A 16,791-nucleotide genomic window follows, 5' to 3' on the forward strand; every position below is an offset into this window, starting at 1 on the left:
GACCATTTGACGGTTACTTGGCCTTGACCGAATAGACCGGCTTCCAGCTGCCCGGTGCCAGCACGAGGTCCATCTGCAGTTTCGGAGCGGTGGTCTTGTCGACGGCCGACGCCAGCGGCTGGGCGAGGCTCATCACCGGCTTCTTCTCGATCAGGCGCACGGCCTGATCGACCGAGACGGCGCCTTCGCCGACCGGGTACTGGGTCGCAAAGGCAAGGACGTCGCCGCGGTTGAGTGCGTCGAGCATCGCCTGGTTCTCGTAAGAGGACATGATCTTCATGTCGCTGCGGCCGGCTTCGGCGACCGCACCGATGGCGGCTTCCGCGGTTGGTGCGGTGCCCCAGATCACGTTCATGGTCGGGTAGGCCTGCAGCGCGTCCTGGATCAACTGCAACTGGACGGCGACGCCGGAGTCGCCGAACTTCTCGGCCAGGACCTTGGCGTTGGGATTCTTCGCCACCGCTTTCTTGAAGCCTTCGTTGAAGGACTCGGCCCAGCCCGAGCCGGCCGGCCCAGGGAAGGTCACGATGTTGAGCTTGTCGCCGGGCTTGGCCTGCGCGAGCAGACCGTTGCCGGTGACCTCGCCCATGGCAACGAAATCGACATAGATCGCGGCGGGCAGGGCATTGGGCGGCAGCGGATTAGCCACGCCGACCACCGGAACGCCTTTGGTCTTGGCTTCCTCGAACTTCTTGCTGAGGCCCGCGCCGGAGATGGCGCCGACGATGATCGCATCGGGACTGCTCGCCATGCAATCGTCGAACTGCGAGAGCTGCTTGGGCAGGTTCTCATAACCGCCGGCTTCGTAGAGCGTCATGTTGACGTTCATCGCTTCGGCCTGCTTCACGATGCCATAAGCGACGGCGACCCAGAAGCTGTCCTTCATGTGCGGGAAGAGGACGCAGAGCTTGTAGGGTTTCTCGGCCTTCGCCAGAGCCGTGTATTCGGCCGGCTTCGGCGTGCCTGAGGAAGCATCGTAGACCTTCATGGGGAACCACGGCGTCTCGGCTGCGGCGGGCGTCATGGCGGCGCAAGCGAAGCCTGCAGCGATACTGACGGTGAAGCAGATCGGCCGGAGCGGGTCGATGGAAAGCAATGTCGTACGGGTCATGGCTCAATCCTCCTGGTTCGATTGAAAGGTGAGGGCCGACGGCTTCGGTTCCTCTGCATGCAAGTGCCACGCCGCCCGTGGGCGACGCAGTCGTCGACAGGGATCAGCCGGTCGCCCATTTTGCGACCGAGCGCCGCTCGAAGGATTCGCGGAATTGACGCGTGGATTCAGGAAGGAGGACGCCGCTGCCCCAGTCGAGGATCACGGCGTGCTGGCGGATGACATCGAGGGCGTCGATCTCGCCGCCGCGAAAGCGCTGTGCCACGACCTCCGGATCGAGCCTGACCTTCGCGATCCGCTCCGCCCTGATCTTGGCGCGGAGCGCATCAGTGGCGGCCTTGTCCACCTCATATTCGCAGAGCTCGGCGTCGATGATCTGCACGACGACGCCATAGTCCTTTGCGGCGCGCTCGACCGAAACGTAGTCGTCCTTGATGTCCTCGATCACGAGGCGGGGATCGCGCTCGAGCGGATCGCCGAAACCGCCGCCGCCGGCGGTGGGCCGCGAGAAAACGTCGCCTTCGCCGATCGGCACGTCCGAAAATATCGAGCCGAGACGCTCTTCGCTCGCGCTGCCTTTGCGCTTCAGCGTCAGCCCGTGCGGCATGGAAGGCAGGCCGCCTTCGATGCCCCACACGACGGCGCGCTCGCGGTCGCAGATATAGGAGATGACGGTCTTCTCGGCCTGCAGCATGCGCGAGGTCTTCATCACGCCGGCGCCACCGCGCCATTTGCCGGGACCGGGCGAGTCCTTCAGGATCTCGCATTTCGTGGTCAGGATCGGATTGGCGCGCTCTTGGCCCTCGACCGGCTGCGACATCAGTCCGGTGCCGAAGCAGGCGGTGGTGACGTTGCTGCCGTCCTTGCCGTTGCGACCACCCCAGCCGCCCGGCAGCCAGTCGTAGAACATGAAGATTGGCTTGTCGGCGCTGCGGCCGTCGAACCCGCCGGTGAGCAGATATTCGAGATTGAAGGCGCAGGCGAGCGCGCGCTCGGGCATCAGCTTCGACCACATCTCGTAGATCGAATTCATGATCTTCTCGAACGGCATCAGGAATCCGGTGACGGCGATCGGCCACTTCGCATCGACGATCGAGCCTTCGGGGGCGATGATCTCGAAGCAGCGATAGAAGCCGGAATTGAGCGGCAGGTCGGGGAAGAAGGTCTTCATGCCGGCTGCGACGGCGGAGAATGTCGCACCGAATGCGGAGTTGTAGATCGAACCGATGGTCGGATGGCTGCCCGTGAAGTCGTAGATCGCCTTGTCGCCCTTGATCGTCATCTTGATGCGGATTGGGATCATGCCTTCACCGCCGGCCGGATCGCGATCGATGAAGTCGACCGTCTCCCATTCTCCGTCGGGCAGCGCGGCGATGCGTTGCCGTGCCGAGCGCTCGACATAGTCCTGGACCGCGGCCAGGCCCGACTCGACCGTGTCGCGGCCATATTTGTTGACGAGACGCAGGATCTCGCGACTGCAGACGGCGGTGGCTTCGGCCTGCGCCTGGATGTCGCCGATGATGGAGGCGGGATCGCGGGTGTTCGACGCGATCAAATGTGCCACGTCCTTGCAGAACCGACCCTTGTCGAACAGCCGGATTGGCGTGATGCGCAGGCCTTCGCGGAACATGTCGCGCGCCGCGACGTCGAACGAGCCGGGCACGCTGCCGCCCATGTCCGACCAGTGGCCGTTGGACTGGCTGAAGGCGATGATCTTGCCGTCGGCGAAGATCGGCCGGATCAGGCGTACGTCGGAGAAATGGGTGCCGCCGGCGTAGGGATCGTTGATCGCGAACACGTCTCCCTCGTGCATGTCGCCCTCGAAGTGGCGCATGACGTCCTGGCAGGTGAAGTGCAGCGTTCCGACATGGACGGCGATGTCCTGATTGCCCTGGGCGGCGCACTCGCCGCTGGCGTCATGCAATGCGCTCGAAAAGTCGCGGTTGTAGATCACGAAGGAGTAGCAGGTGCGCAGCACCTGCTCGCCCATCTGGTCGACACTGGTGATGAAGGAATTCTTGAGAACCTCGAAGGTCACGGGGTCGAGCGGGAGATCTCCGGCCATGGTTCATTCCTTCACGCGGATGATGATGTTGAGATATTTGTCGACCTCGGCGTTGGCGCCGGGCGGTACGACCGTGGTCGCATCGACCTGCTCGACGATCGCAGGGCCCTGGAAGGTGAAGCCGCAGGGCAGGTCGTCGCGCGCATAGACGGGCGTATCGAGCCCGTTGCCCTCGAACCACACCCTGCGGCGGCCGATCGGCTCAGGGATCACGCCAGTCGGCTTATGAACGGCGAACTCGGCTTTCGGCACTACGCCGATCGCTTTCAGATTCAGCCGGAAGAAGCTGACGGGCGAGTCGTCGCGGCGGAAATTATACTCGCGCTTGTGCTCGGCATGGAAACTCTGGACCAGGTCGGAGATCGCGCCGACCGGACGCGGCGTCTGCACCGCGAGCGAACGCCATTGGCCGCGATACATCATGTCGATCGACCGCTGCAGCACGATGTCGCCTTCCGCGACGCCCTCGTGGGTGAGCCGGGCGAGCGCCTCTTTCTCCAGCGCGAGGAATTGTGCCTCGATATCGGCAGAGATCGCCTCGTCGGCGCCGACCATGCAGCTCTGCGCGAAGTCGTGCTGCATGTCGACCAGCAGGCAGCCCAGCGCCGAGGTGACGCCGGGATTCGGCGGCACGATCACGACGGGGATCGCAAGCTCCCGCGCCACGTCGACACCGTGGAGGGCTCCAGCGCCGCCGAAGGCGACCAGCGCGAAATCGCGCGGGTCGTAGCCGCGACTGATCGAGATCAGCCGTACCGCGTCCGACATGTTGGCGTTGGCGACCTTGACGATCGCATCCGCCGCCTCATGCAGGCCGAGACCGAACGGTTTTGCGACGCCTTCCTCCACAGCCTGGCGGGCAAGTGCAGGATCGAGCTTGACCTTGCCGCCGGCGAGGTCGGTGCCGAGCCGGCCCAGCGTGATGTTGGCGTCGGTGTTGGTTGGCTGCGTGTTGCCGTTGCCGTAGCAGGCCGGGCCCGGAAAGGCGCCCGCCGATTGCGGGCCGTTGCGCAAGGAGCCGGCCTGATCGGTCCAGGCCAGCGAACCGCCGCCTGCGCCGATGGTGAGCACCTCGATGGAGGCAAACCGGATCGGATAGCCGAACTCGATGTACCAATCCTTGGTGATGCGGGACCGGCCTTCATAAGCCAGCGAGACGTCGGTCGAGGTGCCTCCCATGTCGAGGCCGATCGAATTGGGGTAGCCGCAGAGGCTGGCAATGTAGCGGCTCGCGATGGCGCCTGCGGCAATGCCGGAGCCGGCGAGGCGCGCGGCGAAGTCCTTTACGGAGGCCGGCGTCATGACGCCGCCGCCGGTGTGGAGCAGCAGGAGATCGCGGGTGTAGCCTTCGTCGGCGAGGCGCTCGCCCAGCCGGCTCGTATAGCTGACGACGACCGGGCTCACGACGGCGTTGGCGACTGTCGTCGAAAACCGTTCGTGCTCGAAGATCTCGGGCAGGACCTGCGAGGAGATCGAGACGGGAACGTCGGGCATCTCGGCGAGCAGGATATCGCGCATGGCGCGTTCATTGGCGCCGTTGAGATAGGCGTTCATGAAGCAGACGGCGATTGCGGCGACGCCCCGGCGCTTGAGAATGCGCGCGACGTTGCGCGCTGCCTCGACATCGAGGGGCTCGATCACCACGCCCCCTGCATCGATCCGTTCGGGTACGGTCAGGCGGTCGCGCCGTGGCACGTAGGGGCGCACGACATCCTTGTAGGTATCCCAGAGATCTTCCTTGTTGGCGCGCCGGATCTCGATCACGTCGCGGAAGCCTTGGGTCGTCACCACGGCGGTGCGCGGCAGCCTGCGTGTGATCAACGCGTTGGTCGCAACCGTGGTGCCGTGCGAAAACAGGGCCACCTTGGAAAGATCGATGCCGGCCTTGGATACGCCGCCCATGATCCCTTCGATCGGGTCGCGCGTGGACGAGGTCTTTTCGATGCGGATGAGACCGGTCGCCTCGTCCATGATGCAGATGTCGGTAAAGGTGCCTCCGACATCGACAGCCACACGAAGGTTCTGCGCCATGCGTCTTCCTTTCCGGCAAGCGTTTTGGCGATCATAGGCAGACCGGCCGCTTGGGCGCTTGACGCTGAGTGCAGGAAGATTTGTGCGAGAGAGCGAACCGCGCCGCTGCCTCGATCGTCGGCCGATCGCCTAAGGATCGGCCAGACCGGGGCGCCGCGGAGAGCCGATCAGGACGGTGAGACGCGTGAGGCCGCGCGTGCCTCGCTCGGGGTGCAACCGAACCGGCCGCGATAGTTCCGGCTGAATTGCGCCTGGTCGGCGAAACCCCATTGGTAGGCGATTTCCGAAATGCTCTTGCGGCAGTTGGAATCGCGCAGCAGGGTGTCGCACATCGACAGGCGCTGGTTGCGGATGTAGGCGCAGACCGTCAGGCCTTCGCCCTCGAAGATCTGGTGCAGGTAACGAAGCGATATGCCGCATCCGTCGGCGATCGTCTGGGGGTTGAGCTTCATGTCGTCGAGACGCGTGCGGATGAAATGCTCGCAACGGAGCAGATGGCCGTTTCGCACCGAGGACGAGTGGCCGGTCAGGACGCGGTCATCGGACTCGATGGCCATTGCGAGAAGTTCGACGAGGTGCTTGCCCATCATCGTGCGCGCCGTCTCGTCCATTTCGCCGATGCGTTCGCCGGCAAGGCGCAGGGTGTCGACGAACAAGGCGCCGACGCTGCGGCTCGCGTCGAACTGCAGCGTGGCGAGACGTTCGGGCCGCGAGATGCGTGCACGCAGGACTGCGCTCGGGATCTTCAGCACCCAGAGCGCCGTCGTGTCTCGATGGCTGAACTCGTATGGCAAATGGCTGCGCTCGATCAGGAACGCGCCCGGCCGACAGTGCACGACCTTGTTGTCCTGCTCGAAGCGAATTTCGGCGAGCTCCGGCACCGTGATCAGGAAGGACTCTTCACGCTCGCTCTGGAGGTGCCGTTCGTTGCGTTTGTAGAGCAGGCCGTTCGCGATGTTGCGCGATACCGCGACGGGCCCCATCGACCAGGCGCCGAGGCGCGCATCGAAATCGCGGCCGCTCGGAAAGCGCAAGTCCAGCGAGAAATAGGTCCTGGAGACGATGTCCTGCCAGTACTGCCGCCGGCTGTGCAGCGGAATGTCATTGGTCGCGTAAGTGACTTGCATTGCTGCGCTCCCCGCTGCCGGCTGCTTCTCCGGCCGTCAAGCCATTGCTGAGTTTGGCGAGGGCGGCCGGATGACGTCAAGTCGAATAAAGCGGAAACAGATATCTCAGATTTCGATCCTCTCCTCGGCGTGATGCCGGTGGTCGACGCCGATCGGCGGTCGGCCGGGGCCTACGCCTGCCACCGCAAAGCGCATGAAATCCCGGAATGCCTTTGCAGCTTCCGAGAGCCCGATGTCGCGGCGCCAGGCGAGGCCAATGTCCATGGTCGGTACCTCGTCCTCGATGACGCGAGTCTCGATCCGCTGTCCTTCCAGCGACCAGGGCCGGTAGATCAGGTCCGACAGGATCGCGATGCCCATTCCGCCGGCGACCATGGAACGCACGGCTTCGACCGAAGACGTGCGGAAGACGGTCTTTGGTTCGAGCAGAGCGTTGTTCCAATAGCGCATTGAGGTGTGCTTGGCTTCGTCCACGGTGAGCATGACGTAGGGATAGGTCGCGATTTCGGCGAGATGGACGTGCTCGGCGCGGGTGAGCGGATGATCAGGAGCGAGCCACAGGCGGCGGGGCGAACGCAACAGCGTTTCGCTGCCGAGCATGGCGTTGTCGCGCAGGTTCGAGACCAGCATCACCGCGAGATCGAGTGCGCCATCGACGAGTGCACGCTCGAGTACGTCGCGCGGGGCCTCGAACAGCTCGACGGTGATGCCGGGAAAGCTCGCCTGGAAGCGCATCTGGTGCCGCGGCAGGAAATAGCCTGATACGGTGTAGGTGACGCCGATGCGCACGGTGCCGAACAGCGGTCCTGCGGACATTTGCGTGCTGCGCACGGCTTCGGCGACCGCGGCGAGGATCTGCCGTCCCTGGGACAGGAAGCGGCTGCCTTCCATGGTCACGGTGACGCCGTTGGGCGTGCGCTCCAGCAGACGCGCGCAAACGGTCGCTTCGAGCTGCTGAATCGCCGCAGTGACCGCGGATTGCGAGACGTTGAGGTCCATGGCCGCCTGGCTGATGCGGCCGGTCTCGGCAGCGGCGACGAAATAGCGGATCTGTTTCAGAGAAACGGACATCGCAGTTGTCCCGATGTTGACATAGGTCATGTGTGGTGTTTCTCAGCCCGAACGAGTCCGATGCAACTCTCGTGCCGAACGAGGAAATGTCGAACGGCAGCGTCGATATTCGGATGTGAGGCGCAGACACACCCATTCGCCCCGGCCGGTGGCGGCCAGGGCGCCAGCAGATCGTGCACAGCGACGGCGACTACGCCAGGGCCGTGCGGAGCTTGCCCAGCAACTCTGCCCGGTTCTTGCGGGCTGCGAGCGCCTGATTCATGTCGACCTTGACGAACTTGACCGGCGTGTTCGGCTGAAGCTGCCCGATCAGGTCCATGTCGGCGGCGATGACCGTGCCGACCATGAAATAGCCACCGCCTGAAACCGCATCACGGTGCAGCACGATTGGCTCGGTGCCGCCGGGCACCTGGATCGAGCCGTAGGGATAGCAGGCATCGGTGATGTTGGACGGATCGGAGCCCGCGCCGAACGGCGGCTCACGCGGCACGAATTCGAGCGGCTTGCCGCCCTTGAAACGGTAGCCGATGCGGTCGGCCTCGGGTGCCACCTTCCATGTGTCGGAGAAGAAGCCATTGCCTGCGGCCTCGGTGATGCGGTGCCAGTAGAGGCCGGGCATGGCACGCAGTTCCGCCGGCATGCCCGCCGGCTGACCGCGCAGATCCGTTGCGACCGCGCGGCCGTCCTTCGCGGCGGCTGCGGCCTTGCCGACCGGCACCTCGTCGCCGGCCTCGAGCTTGCGGCCCTTGAAGCCGCCGAGCGCGCCGAGCGCGTAGGTCGAGCGTGAGCCGAGAACGATGGGAACGTCGATGCCGCCGGACACCGCGATGTAGCCGCGCGCGCCCTGCTTGAGGAAATCGAAGGAGAGGATCTGGCCGCGCTTGACCCTGAAGCTCGTCCAGGTTTCGCGAGGCTCGCCATCGAGCTTCGGCGGCAGTTGGGCGCCGGTGATCGCGACGGTCGCATCTTCGGTGAATTCGAGCTCCGGTCCCATGAAGACGGCTTCCAGGACGGCTGCACCTTCTTCGTTGCCGACGAGCAGGTTGGCGGCGACGAGTGCGTGACGGTCCATGCCGCCGGAGAGAGGGATACCGATGTGATAGTAGCCGGGACGCCCGAGGTCCTGGACGGTGGTCGCAAGACCCGGCTTCAAAACCTTAATGGCCATGGAGAACTCCATCGAGCTTGCGGTTGTAGGCGTCAATGTCGCGATTGAACTCGGTCAGCGAGAACGAGACGTCGCGGATGACGGGTGCGAAGCGACCGGCGTCGACATCGGCGACCGCCGCGTCATAGGCAGGCCGATCGATCGGCTTCCATTTCACGATGTCGCCAGGCCTGAACAGGCACATGAAGTCGCGCAGATAGCTGATCTTCTGGTTGGGGTCGTAGATCGGCATCGGCGTGATGCCGAACATCTGGTAGCCGCCGGCGCCGCGTACCGAGTAGATGCAACTGAAGCATCCGCCATGCCCGACGGTCAGCTTCGGCGTGTCCGTGCGCGGCCGCAGATATTTCGGAGCCTGCAGCTGCCGCTTGCGCTCCACCATCTGGTAGAGGAAGGGCAGGCCCGCGACGAAGCCGACCATCGAGACGAACCAAGGAGCGCTCGAATGTGCTTTGATGAAGGCATCGACGCTATCAAGCCCGTTGATGCGCGCGGCGTATTCGAGATCGGTCCCGTTCGGATCCTGATGCCGCTCGCGGAAGCGCATCAAGGTCTCGTGGGTCCAGGGATCGTTGTAGAGCACGGGGATCTCGATGATCCGCGTCTTGATCACCGGCTCGGACTTTTCGGATCCCGCATCCAGCCGCTTCAGCTCCGCGAGCAGATCGTCGGGCTTGATCTGATCGGGATCGAACTTGATCTGATAGGACGCATTTGCCGGGCAGATCTCGGTCACGCCCTTGATCCTGGCGTCGCGCACCGCATTGGTGACGAAGAGGCTCTTGAAGAAGGCCTCCAGCGACATCGCCTCGCCGACCTCGGCGAAGATGTGCTCATCGCCACCGAAGGAAAATCGGGTTTGCATGGCTAGCGGCCTCCTGTTGCTGACGGGGCGGGTTCTCTTGCGATCATGGTGCGACCTTTGCGGCCGGCGGCGGCGCGGTGAGCGCCGCGGCATGAGACTCCAGCCATGGCTCGAGCCAGGCGGTGTGGAAGCGTCCGGCCTGCACCTCGGCATCGCGCGCGAGCGCCTGGTGCAGCGGCTTCGTCGTTGCAAGCCCCTCGACCTGGAGCTCTGCGAGGGCGCGTTCGAGCCTTCGGATCGCGCTCGGCCGGTCCTTGTCGTGGACGATCAGCTTGCCGAGCAGGCTGTCGTAGAAGGGTGGCACCGTGTAGCCCTGATAGAGCATGGTGTCGAAGCGCACGCCGTCGCCGGTGGGCACACTGAGCGCGCTGACGGTGCCGGGGTTCGGCATGAAGTTCTTCGAGGGATCCTCGGCATTGATGCGGACCTCGATGGAGTGGCCGCAGACGCGGACTTCGTCCTGGCGGATGCGCAGGCGCTCGCCGCCGGCGATCCGGATCATCTCGCGCACGAGATCGATGCCCGTGATCATCTCCGTCACGGGATGCTCGACCTGGATGCGCGTGTTCATTTCCAGGAAATAGAATTCGTGCGTGCTGTCGTCGTAGAGATATTCGAGCGTCCCGGCGCCGCGGTAGTTCACCGCCTTGGCCAGCGCGACGGCCGAGGCGCAAAGTGTTTCACGCACGGCCGGTGCGAGCGAAGGCGAGGGCGCTTCTTCCCAGACCTTCTGGCGGCGGCGCTGCAGGGAGCATTCGCGCTCGAAGCAATGGATGACGTCGTGGCCGTCGCCGAGCACCTGCACCTCGATGTGCCGCGCGCCCTCGATCAGCTTCTCGACATAGAGTCCGCCATCGCCGAAGGCCGCGAGCGCCTCGGCCTGCGCCTGCGGCATCAGGTGATGAAATTCGTCCGCCGAACGCGCGATCCGGATGCCGCGTCCGCCGCCGCCGGCGGCGGCCTTGATCATCACCGGGAAACCGGTCTTGTCGACCAGCGCGAATGCCGCCTCCGCCGTTTCCAGCCGTCCCGCGCTGCCAGGCACGGTCGGAACGCCGGCGGCGGCAGCTGCCTCGCGTGCGGCGACCTTGTCGCCCATCAGCCGGATCGACTGCGCGGTCGGACCGACGAAGATCAACCCCGCCGCTTCCACCGCCGCCGCGAACTCGGCATTCTCGGCCAGGAAGCCATAGCCGGGATGGATGGCGTCCGCTCCCGTACTCCTGGCCGCATCGAGAATGACGGCCTGGTTGAGATAGGATTTCGACGCCTGGGGCGGACCGATGTCGATCGCTTCGTCGGCAAGCCTGACCGCAAGCGAGTCCTTGTCGGCCCTGCTGTAGACCTGGACGGTCGCAATGCCGAGCTCGCGCGCCGCGCGGTTGATACGCACGGCGATTTCGCCGCGATTGGCTATGAGGAGCTTCTTGATTGCCATGAAGGGAACGGGCGATCTCAAACGTCGATTTCGGCGATGGGCTGGCCAGCCATCACCGCCTCCTCGTTTTCGGCGAGGAATCGCAGGATCTTGCCGGCGGCACCGGCCTTCACCTCGTTGAAAGACTTCATCACCTCGATGAGGCCGATCGTATCGCTGTCGGCGACGACATCTCCGTCGTTCTTGTAGACCGGCTTGTCGGGCGCGGGCTTGCGGTAGAAGATGCCCGGAAGGGGCGAGAAGATTTGCTGTGTTGTCATGGTGTCCTCGTGATGTCTTGCCTGGTTCCTGGCGCGCCGGCTCAGGGGGCGGTCAGATAGGGACGGACCGCTTCGCGAACGGCCTCGGCGATGGCGACGGCGTTGGGGGTATCGGAGTGGATGCAGATTGAATCGGCGCCGACCGCGATGTCGTTTCCCGCCACCGAGCGCGTCTTGCCTTCATTGACCGCTCTTGCGCAGCGGGAGGCCGCATCGGTCGGATCCTTGGCTTCGTGTTCGCGCGTGATGATCAGGCTGCCGTCGGCATTGTAGTCGAGATCGGCGTAGTACTCGGCGACGAAGGTGTGGCCACGGCGCTCATAGACCTTCTGATGCAGCGTTCCCTTCATGCCGAGCAGGGGCACCTTATAGACGTCCGCCGCGTCCGCCACGGCTTCGGCGATCTCTTCGTTGCGCGAGGCCATCCCGTAGAGGGCGCCGTGCGGCTTGATGTGATTCAGCGCCATGCCCTCCGCATCCAGGAACGCCTTGAGCGCCCCGATCTGATAGAGCAGGCAGTTGGCCAGTTCCTCGCGGCTGATCTTCATCTCCCTGCGACCAAAGCCCTGCAAATCCGGCAGCGAGGGATGCGCGCCGACTTTCACCCCGAACTCCTTGGCGAGCTGCACCGTCTTGCGCATGTGGTTGAAGTCGGAGGCATGAAAGCCGCAAGCAACGTTGGCGACGTCGATATGCGGCATTAATGCCTTGTCGTCGCCCATCTTGTAGAGGCCGTAGGCCTCGCCCATGTCGCAGTTGATCACGACCATCTCTCCATTTTCCTCTCAAACAGCTTTGTAGACGAAGAGGTAGGGCCGCCCGGCGAGCGACCTGCGCCCCGGGCGGCCCTGCCGGCTTACTTGGACACCAGATAGTCGACCGGAATCTTCTCCGAGATCGTCCACTGATCGATCACGCGCGGCTTGCCGGCTTCGGTGTCGACGATCAGGTAGCGGCCCTGATTCTGGTGGTGCAGGTCCTTGCTGAAGGTGCGCGGTCCGAACAGCGTCGGCTCGTTGTTCATCTTCTCGAGCGCGGCCACGACGGCCGCCGCATCGGTCGACTTGGCGCGTTCGACCGCCTTGGCCCAGACGTCGATCAGGACGTAGCCCGGATAGACATACTGGCTCGACGGATCACCGCCGGTGACTTCCTTGTACTTCTTGTTGAACTCGTTGACCTTCGGGTTCGGATCGTCGCCATAGACCGAACCCTGCACCGGGACGTAGAAGTTCGACAGGTCCGGCGTGGCGTTCAGCCAGTAGCTGCCGTCGACGCCGGAGCCGTTCAGGATCATCGACTTGATGCCGGCGGCGCGGATCTGCTTGATGGCGGATACGGCGCCCGGCATCATCGTGCACAGCATGATCGCGTCCGGCTCCTTCGGCAGGCTCTTGATGCGCGTGATCTGCGATGCGATCGAGGCATCGTCGTTCTTGAAGGTGTCGCTGCCGACGAGCTTGGCCTCCTTCAGGTGGGGCATCTGCCAGTCGAAGCCGTCGCAAATGCCCTTGTTGTAGACGGTCCAGCTGTCGAGCAGCCGATAGAAGTTGCGGGCATTCTTCTTGTTGTAGGCCCATTCCGCCATGGTCGCGCCCTGTACGGCCGCCAGCACCGAGGCGGAGAAGGAGAACGGCCCGACGCCGGGAATGCCGGCCTTGATCGATTCGGCGCAGAGGAAGAACGAGACCTTGCCGGCCGCCTGCGCCTGGAGTGCCGCCGGCGCACCGAAATCATAATCGCAGGAAACGATGACGAGGTCGGCGCCCTGGTCGAGCACCGTAAGGCCAGCCTTGGCACCTTCTGCCTGGTCGGTCTTGGTGTCGGCGAAGACGGGCTTGATCTTCTTGCCGAGCAGGCCACCGGCCTTGTTGATCTCGTCGATCCGGATCAGGGCCGCATCCTGCGCCGGCTTGTCATAGGCCTGCATGAACCCGGATGCCGCGGTGGCAAAGCCGATGACGATCTCGTCGGCCGCCTGGGCCGGCGTGAACCAGAGCGTGGATGCTCCAGCCAGAATGCCGAGTAATGTCGTGAAACGCATGAGCCATTCCTCCAATGAGCAAAACGAACGTCAGTTCAGTTCCTTCAGGGCCGTCCGCACCGGACGCGCCAGCCGCCGCTGTAACGGCCATCCGCGCCAGGAGAACTCCTGGTTGCGGGTCAGTCCGGTGGGCAGGTACATCAGGATCACGATGGTGATGGCGCCGATCGCGATCTCCTGGACGCCGTTGGGCAAGGCGACGGTGTGGCCGCCGAGACTGATGCCCCGCTCGAGATTGCGGAACAGCTCGATCAGCACCGACATCACGACGACGCCCGAGACCGCACCGCTCAGGCTGTACATGCCGCCGACCACCAGCATCGACAGCGTGACGAAGGTCGTCCGCAGATAGAACGCGCCGGGATTGACGATGCTCAGGAAGTGGGCGTAGAGCGCGCCGGCGAGCCCGATGATGAAGGCGCTGACGACGAAGGCGATCAGCCGCTCGCGGACGATGTCGATGCCCGAGGCGCTGGCCGCGACCGACTCGTCGCGCGTGGCGCGAAGTGCAAGTCCCGAGCGCGAGATCGAGTAGAGGTAGGCGATGACGATGGCGACCGTGGCGCCGATCCAGCCGATCCAGACGTTCATGGTCGGCGGAATGCCGACGATCGAGCCTTGTCCGCCCGTGACCGAGTCCCAGTTCGAATAGACGTTGTTGACGACGCCGAGCAGGCCGAAGGTCGCGATCGAGGCGGCGATGCCCGACAGGCGCATGATGACGCGCCCGATGATCAGCGCGAACAGCGCCGCGAATGCGCCGGAGATCGGGCTTGCCACCCACATCGGCAGTTGTGTGTGCAGCAGCCACGCCGGCAATCCCTTGAGCGTGATCGATTTCATCACCGGCGGGATGGCGAGCCAGGCGGTCATGTAGGCGCCGAGGCACATGAAGCTGATATGGCCGAACGACAACAGGCCGGAATTGCCGACGAAGACGTAGAGGCCGACCACGACCATGATGTTGATGAACATCTCGACCGCTGTGCGGTTGAAGGCCCGGCTGCCGAACTGATAGGTCAGGGCGGCCATGATGAGCAGCGCCACGATCAGGATGATCGGCGTTGCGATGGTCTGCCGGATGACGGATGGCCGCGTCGACATTCGTCAAACTCTCTGCTTGGCGGATTTGGGTGCGAACAGGCCCTGCGGCCGCACCAGCAGCACGACGATGACCGCGCCGTAGACGAAGGCGTCGCGGAATACGCGGGCATCGTGCGGCAGGGTCGCCTGGAACACGACGCTCGCCGCGCCGATCAGGAAACCGGCCGCGACCGCGCCGGGAATGCTGCCGAGGCCGCCGATCACGGTCGCGATGAAGGCGATCAGCATCACGTTGGCGCCCATGCCGATGTCGGCGGTGCCGGAGTTGGTGGCGAGGATCAGGCCGATCGCCGCCGCCAGCATGCCGCTGATGGCGAAGGCGAGCAGGATCACGCCATTGGCGCGGACCCCGAGCATGCGGGCCATGGTGAAGTTCTCGGCCGCCGCGCGCATTTCCAGGCCGTAGCGCGTGCGTTTGAGGAACAGCACGAGCACGGCGAGGGCGGCCAGCGTGATGATGATGGTCACGACCTGGAGCATCGGGATGTGGGCGCCGAGGAATTCGACCGGCAGACCGAGGCTCGGCCACAACGTGATCGATTTCGGCCGGCTCGAATACAGCATCAGCAGGAGGTGCCGGATGACGAAGCCGAGTGCGAAGGAGGCGATCATCATGGTCGCCGGATTGGCATTGCGGAAGCGGCGGAAGACCACGATCTCCGACAGGATCGAAAGCGCGGCGCCGATCAGGAGCAGAAGCGGGATCAGCAGGTAGAACGGCAAATGGCCGGCAAAGACGATCGCCGCCGCGTCGATCGAAGGCCACAGCATCGCGAATACGCAGAACGCGATGAAATCGCCGTGCGCGAAATTGACCAGCCGCATGACGCCGAAGATCAGGGCGATGCCGAGCGCACCCAGCGCATAGAGGCTGCCGAGGCTCAACGCGTCGAAGACGATCTGGAGGACCTCGGTCATCTCAGTGGTCTCCGAAGCCGAAATAGGCCTGCTTCAGCCGATCGTCCTTGATCATGTCGGCAGCCGGGCCTTCCAGCACGATGCGGCCGCCGCGGATCAGGACCATCCGTCCGCCGGTCATCATGGCGCGGGTCGAGCTTTGCTCGACGATGAGGAGCGTGAGCTTGCGCTGTGCGCGCAGCCGCACCAGGATCTCGTAGACCTGATCGATGATCTTCGGCGCAAGGCCGAGCGACGGCTCGTCGATCGCCATGATGCGCGGCGCGGCCATCAGGGCGCGGCCGATCACGAGCATCTGCTGCTGCCCGCCGGAAAGCATGCCCGCCGGGGTGCGGCGACGGTCGGCCAGGATCGGAAATTCGGCGTAGACCGATTCCAGATCGTCGGCGATCGCCTTGCGGTCGCGCCGCATGCCGGTGCCGACCTTCAGATTCTCCTCGATCGTGAGCGCGCCGAAGACGTTGCGTCCCTCCGGCACCAGCGAAAAGCCGCGCCTGGCGATGTCTTCGGGCGAGTTGCCCGTGACCGTTGCGCCGTCGATCGTGATCGAGCCCGAGCCCGCCGGCACCACGCCCGCGATCGCGTTGAGCAGCGTCGACTTGCCGGCGCCGTTCGGGCCGGTGACGAACAGAACCTCGCCCTCGTCGATCTTCAGCGTCACGCCGCGGAGCGCGGTGAGGCGTCCGTAGCTGACCGTGATGTCCTCGACCGCGAGCAGCGTCATGACGCGACTACCTCTTCGGCGACGATCGGCGGAATCAGCTCGTCACGCTGCGTGCCCATATAAGCGTGCCGCACCGCGTCGCTGTCGCGGATCGCTGCGGGCGTGCCGACTTCGATGATCTCGCCGGAATCGAGCACGAAGATGCGCTCGCAGAGTTCGAGAACGAGGCCGATATTGTGCTCGATCAGGAGCACGCCGACATTCAGCTCGCCGACGATCCGTCGGATGATCGCTGCGAGATCGTGGCTCTCGTGCTCGGACATGCCGGCCGCGGGCTCGTCGAGCAACAGATAGCGCGGCGTGCACATGATGGCGCGGCCGATGGCGACGCGCCGCTCGTCGGTATAGGGCAGGGCACCGGCGATAGTGCCCGCCAAATGCGAGATGCCGAGCCAGGCCATGACGCGCTCGGCTTCCGCGATCGCATCGCGCCGGGTCTGGCCGAGGCCGACGCCGGTCACCTCCAGGTTGTCCATCACCGGCAGATCGCGGAATAGTCGGCCTGATTGGAAGGTGCGGGCGACGCCTTTGCGCCGCAGCTTGTGCGCCGCAATACCGCTGAGCGGCTCGCCCTCCAGCTCGACGCAGCCGGTACCGACCGGTTGGAAGCCCGTCAGTACATTAATAAGGGTGGTCTTGCCGGCCCCGTTCGGGCCAATCAGTCCGGTGATACCTCCCCGTGGCACGGCAAGTGTCACGTCCGACAGCGCTTTCAAGCCTTCGAATTGGACGCTGACATCGCGAGCGACCAACTCCAAGCCATCGGACCTCATCACAACGCCTTCTCACCGCACACCAATGGATTGATCTTTCCGTTCCATCGGGGGATTGTAAAATTCGAAATATCGTTCACTGATATCGGAAA

The 16,791-nt window shown here is 64.4% G+C and carries 15 protein-coding genes; all 15 read right to left on the minus strand.

All coding sequences use genetic code 11. The features are described 5' to 3' along the window. Positions 1 to 13: 13 nt before the first annotated feature. Positions 14 to 1,111 carry a TMAO reductase system periplasmic protein TorT gene (gene torT, locus I3J27_RS14195; RefSeq protein ID WP_270170199.1) on the minus strand — a complete coding sequence of 366 codons (1,098 nt, stop codon included), beginning with the start codon at positions 1,109 to 1,111 and terminating at the stop codon, positions 14 to 16. Positions 1,112 to 1,214: 103 nt separating this feature from the next. After that, on the minus strand, positions 1,215 to 3,176 hold the full coding sequence (locus I3J27_RS14200; RefSeq protein ID WP_270170201.1) for a hydantoinase B/oxoprolinase family protein: 1,962 nt from the start codon (positions 3,174 to 3,176) through the stop codon (positions 1,215 to 1,217). Positions 3,177 to 3,179: 3 nt separating this feature from the next. Then, positions 3,180 to 5,207 (minus strand): hydantoinase/oxoprolinase family protein, encoded by a 2,028-nt coding sequence (locus tag I3J27_RS14205; RefSeq protein WP_270170203.1) that lies wholly within the window; start codon positions 5,205 to 5,207, stop codon positions 3,180 to 3,182. A 167-nt stretch (positions 5,208 to 5,374) separates the two neighbouring features. Next, positions 5,375 to 6,334 (minus strand): AraC-like ligand-binding domain-containing protein, encoded by a 960-nt coding sequence (locus I3J27_RS14210; RefSeq protein WP_270170205.1) that lies wholly within the window; start codon positions 6,332 to 6,334, stop codon positions 5,375 to 5,377. 105 nt (positions 6,335 to 6,439) lie between these two features. Next, positions 6,440 to 7,405 carry a LysR family transcriptional regulator gene (locus I3J27_RS14215; RefSeq protein WP_270170212.1) on the minus strand — a complete coding sequence of 322 codons (966 nt, stop codon included), beginning with the start codon at positions 7,403 to 7,405 and terminating at the stop codon, positions 6,440 to 6,442. 190 nt (positions 7,406 to 7,595) lie between these two features. Further along, a complete protein-coding gene (locus tag I3J27_RS14220) occupies positions 7,596 to 8,573 on the minus strand; it encodes a 5-oxoprolinase subunit C family protein (RefSeq protein ID WP_270170214.1) in 978 nt (325 codons plus the stop codon). Then, on the minus strand, positions 8,563 to 9,438 hold the full coding sequence (locus I3J27_RS14225) for a 5-oxoprolinase subunit B family protein (RefSeq protein ID WP_270170216.1): 876 nt from the start codon (positions 9,436 to 9,438) through the stop codon (positions 8,563 to 8,565). Before I3J27_RS14225 ends, I3J27_RS14220 begins: the two co-directional genes overlap by 11 nt. 43 nt (positions 9,439 to 9,481) lie before the next feature. Next, a complete protein-coding gene (locus I3J27_RS14230; RefSeq protein ID WP_270170218.1) occupies positions 9,482 to 10,876 on the minus strand; it encodes an acetyl-CoA carboxylase biotin carboxylase subunit in 1,395 nt (464 codons plus the stop codon). Between the two features lie 17 nt (positions 10,877 to 10,893). Further along, a complete protein-coding gene (locus I3J27_RS14235) occupies positions 10,894 to 11,136 on the minus strand; it encodes an acetyl-CoA carboxylase (protein ID WP_270170220.1) in 243 nt (80 codons plus the stop codon). A 41-nt stretch (positions 11,137 to 11,177) separates the two neighbouring features. Next, on the minus strand, positions 11,178 to 11,906 hold the full coding sequence (pxpA, locus tag I3J27_RS14240) for a 5-oxoprolinase subunit PxpA (protein ID WP_270170222.1): 729 nt from the start codon (positions 11,904 to 11,906) through the stop codon (positions 11,178 to 11,180). Positions 11,907 to 11,992: 86 nt separating this feature from the next. Further along, entirely contained in the window at positions 11,993 to 13,180 is a 1,188-nt protein-coding gene (locus I3J27_RS14245) for an ABC transporter substrate-binding protein (RefSeq protein ID WP_270170224.1), read from the minus strand. Between the two features lie 30 nt (positions 13,181 to 13,210). Beyond that, complete coding sequence (locus I3J27_RS14250; protein ID WP_270170226.1) at positions 13,211 to 14,284, minus strand: branched-chain amino acid ABC transporter permease; 1,074 nt, start codon at positions 14,282 to 14,284, stop codon at positions 13,211 to 13,213. Between the two features lie 3 nt (positions 14,285 to 14,287). Further along, positions 14,288 to 15,202 (minus strand): branched-chain amino acid ABC transporter permease, encoded by a 915-nt coding sequence (locus tag I3J27_RS14255; RefSeq protein ID WP_270170228.1) that lies wholly within the window; start codon positions 15,200 to 15,202, stop codon positions 14,288 to 14,290. A 1-nt stretch (position 15,203) separates the two neighbouring features. Continuing rightward, positions 15,204 to 15,926 (minus strand): ABC transporter ATP-binding protein, encoded by a 723-nt coding sequence (locus I3J27_RS14260; RefSeq protein WP_270170229.1) that lies wholly within the window; start codon positions 15,924 to 15,926, stop codon positions 15,204 to 15,206. Beyond that, positions 15,923 to 16,699: an ABC transporter ATP-binding protein gene (locus tag I3J27_RS14265; protein ID WP_270170231.1), complete on the minus strand. Its 777-nt coding sequence runs from the start codon at positions 16,697 to 16,699 to the stop codon at positions 15,923 to 15,925. The genes I3J27_RS14260 and I3J27_RS14265 overlap by 4 nt, the downstream gene beginning before the upstream one ends. Positions 16,700 to 16,791: the final 92 nt, after the last annotated feature.

This window comes from Bradyrhizobium xenonodulans, assembly GCF_027594865.1.
GTDB classification, from domain to species: Bacteria; Pseudomonadota; Alphaproteobacteria; order Rhizobiales; family Xanthobacteraceae; genus Bradyrhizobium; species Bradyrhizobium xenonodulans.

What these genes read in the sequence shown, in the direction of transcription:
- torT (WP_270170199.1), bottom strand. Translation starts at nt 1,111, where the DNA reads ATGACCCGTACGACATTGCTTTCCATCGACCCGCTCCGGCCGATCTGC.
- I3J27_RS14200 (WP_270170201.1), bottom strand. Translation starts at nt 3,176, where the DNA reads ATGGCCGGAGATCTCCCGCTCGACCCCGTGACCTTCGAGGTTCTCAAG.
- I3J27_RS14205 (WP_270170203.1), bottom strand. Translation starts at nt 5,207, where the DNA reads ATGGCGCAGAACCTTCGTGTGGCTGTCGATGTCGGAGGCACCTTTACC.
- I3J27_RS14210 (WP_270170205.1), bottom strand. Translation starts at nt 6,334, where the DNA reads ATGCAAGTCACTTACGCGACCAATGACATTCCGCTGCACAGCCGGCGG.
- I3J27_RS14215 (WP_270170212.1), bottom strand. Translation starts at nt 7,405, where the DNA reads ATGTCCGTTTCTCTGAAACAGATCCGCTATTTCGTCGCCGCTGCCGAG.
- I3J27_RS14220 (WP_270170214.1), bottom strand. Translation starts at nt 8,573, where the DNA reads ATGGCCATTAAGGTTTTGAAGCCGGGTCTTGCGACCACCGTCCAGGAC.
- I3J27_RS14225 (WP_270170216.1), bottom strand. Translation starts at nt 9,438, where the DNA reads ATGCAAACCCGATTTTCCTTCGGTGGCGATGAGCACATCTTCGCCGAG.
- I3J27_RS14230 (WP_270170218.1), bottom strand. Translation starts at nt 10,876, where the DNA reads ATGGCAATCAAGAAGCTCCTCATAGCCAATCGCGGCGAAATCGCCGTG.
- I3J27_RS14235 (WP_270170220.1), bottom strand. Translation starts at nt 11,136, where the DNA reads ATGACAACACAGCAAATCTTCTCGCCCCTTCCGGGCATCTTCTACCGC.
- pxpA (WP_270170222.1), bottom strand. Translation starts at nt 11,906, where the DNA reads ATGGTCGTGATCAACTGCGACATGGGCGAGGCCTACGGCCTCTACAAG.
- I3J27_RS14245 (WP_270170224.1), bottom strand. Translation starts at nt 13,180, where the DNA reads ATGCGTTTCACGACATTACTCGGCATTCTGGCTGGAGCATCCACGCTC.
- I3J27_RS14250 (WP_270170226.1), bottom strand. Translation starts at nt 14,284, where the DNA reads ATGTCGACGCGGCCATCCGTCATCCGGCAGACCATCGCAACGCCGATC.
- I3J27_RS14255 (WP_270170228.1), bottom strand. Translation starts at nt 15,202, where the DNA reads ATGACCGAGGTCCTCCAGATCGTCTTCGACGCGTTGAGCCTCGGCAGC.
- I3J27_RS14260 (WP_270170229.1), bottom strand. Translation starts at nt 15,926, where the DNA reads ATGACGCTGCTCGCGGTCGAGGACATCACGGTCAGCTACGGACGCCTC.
- I3J27_RS14265 (WP_270170231.1), bottom strand. Translation starts at nt 16,699, where the DNA reads ATGAGGTCCGATGGCTTGGAGTTGGTCGCTCGCGATGTCAGCGTCCAA.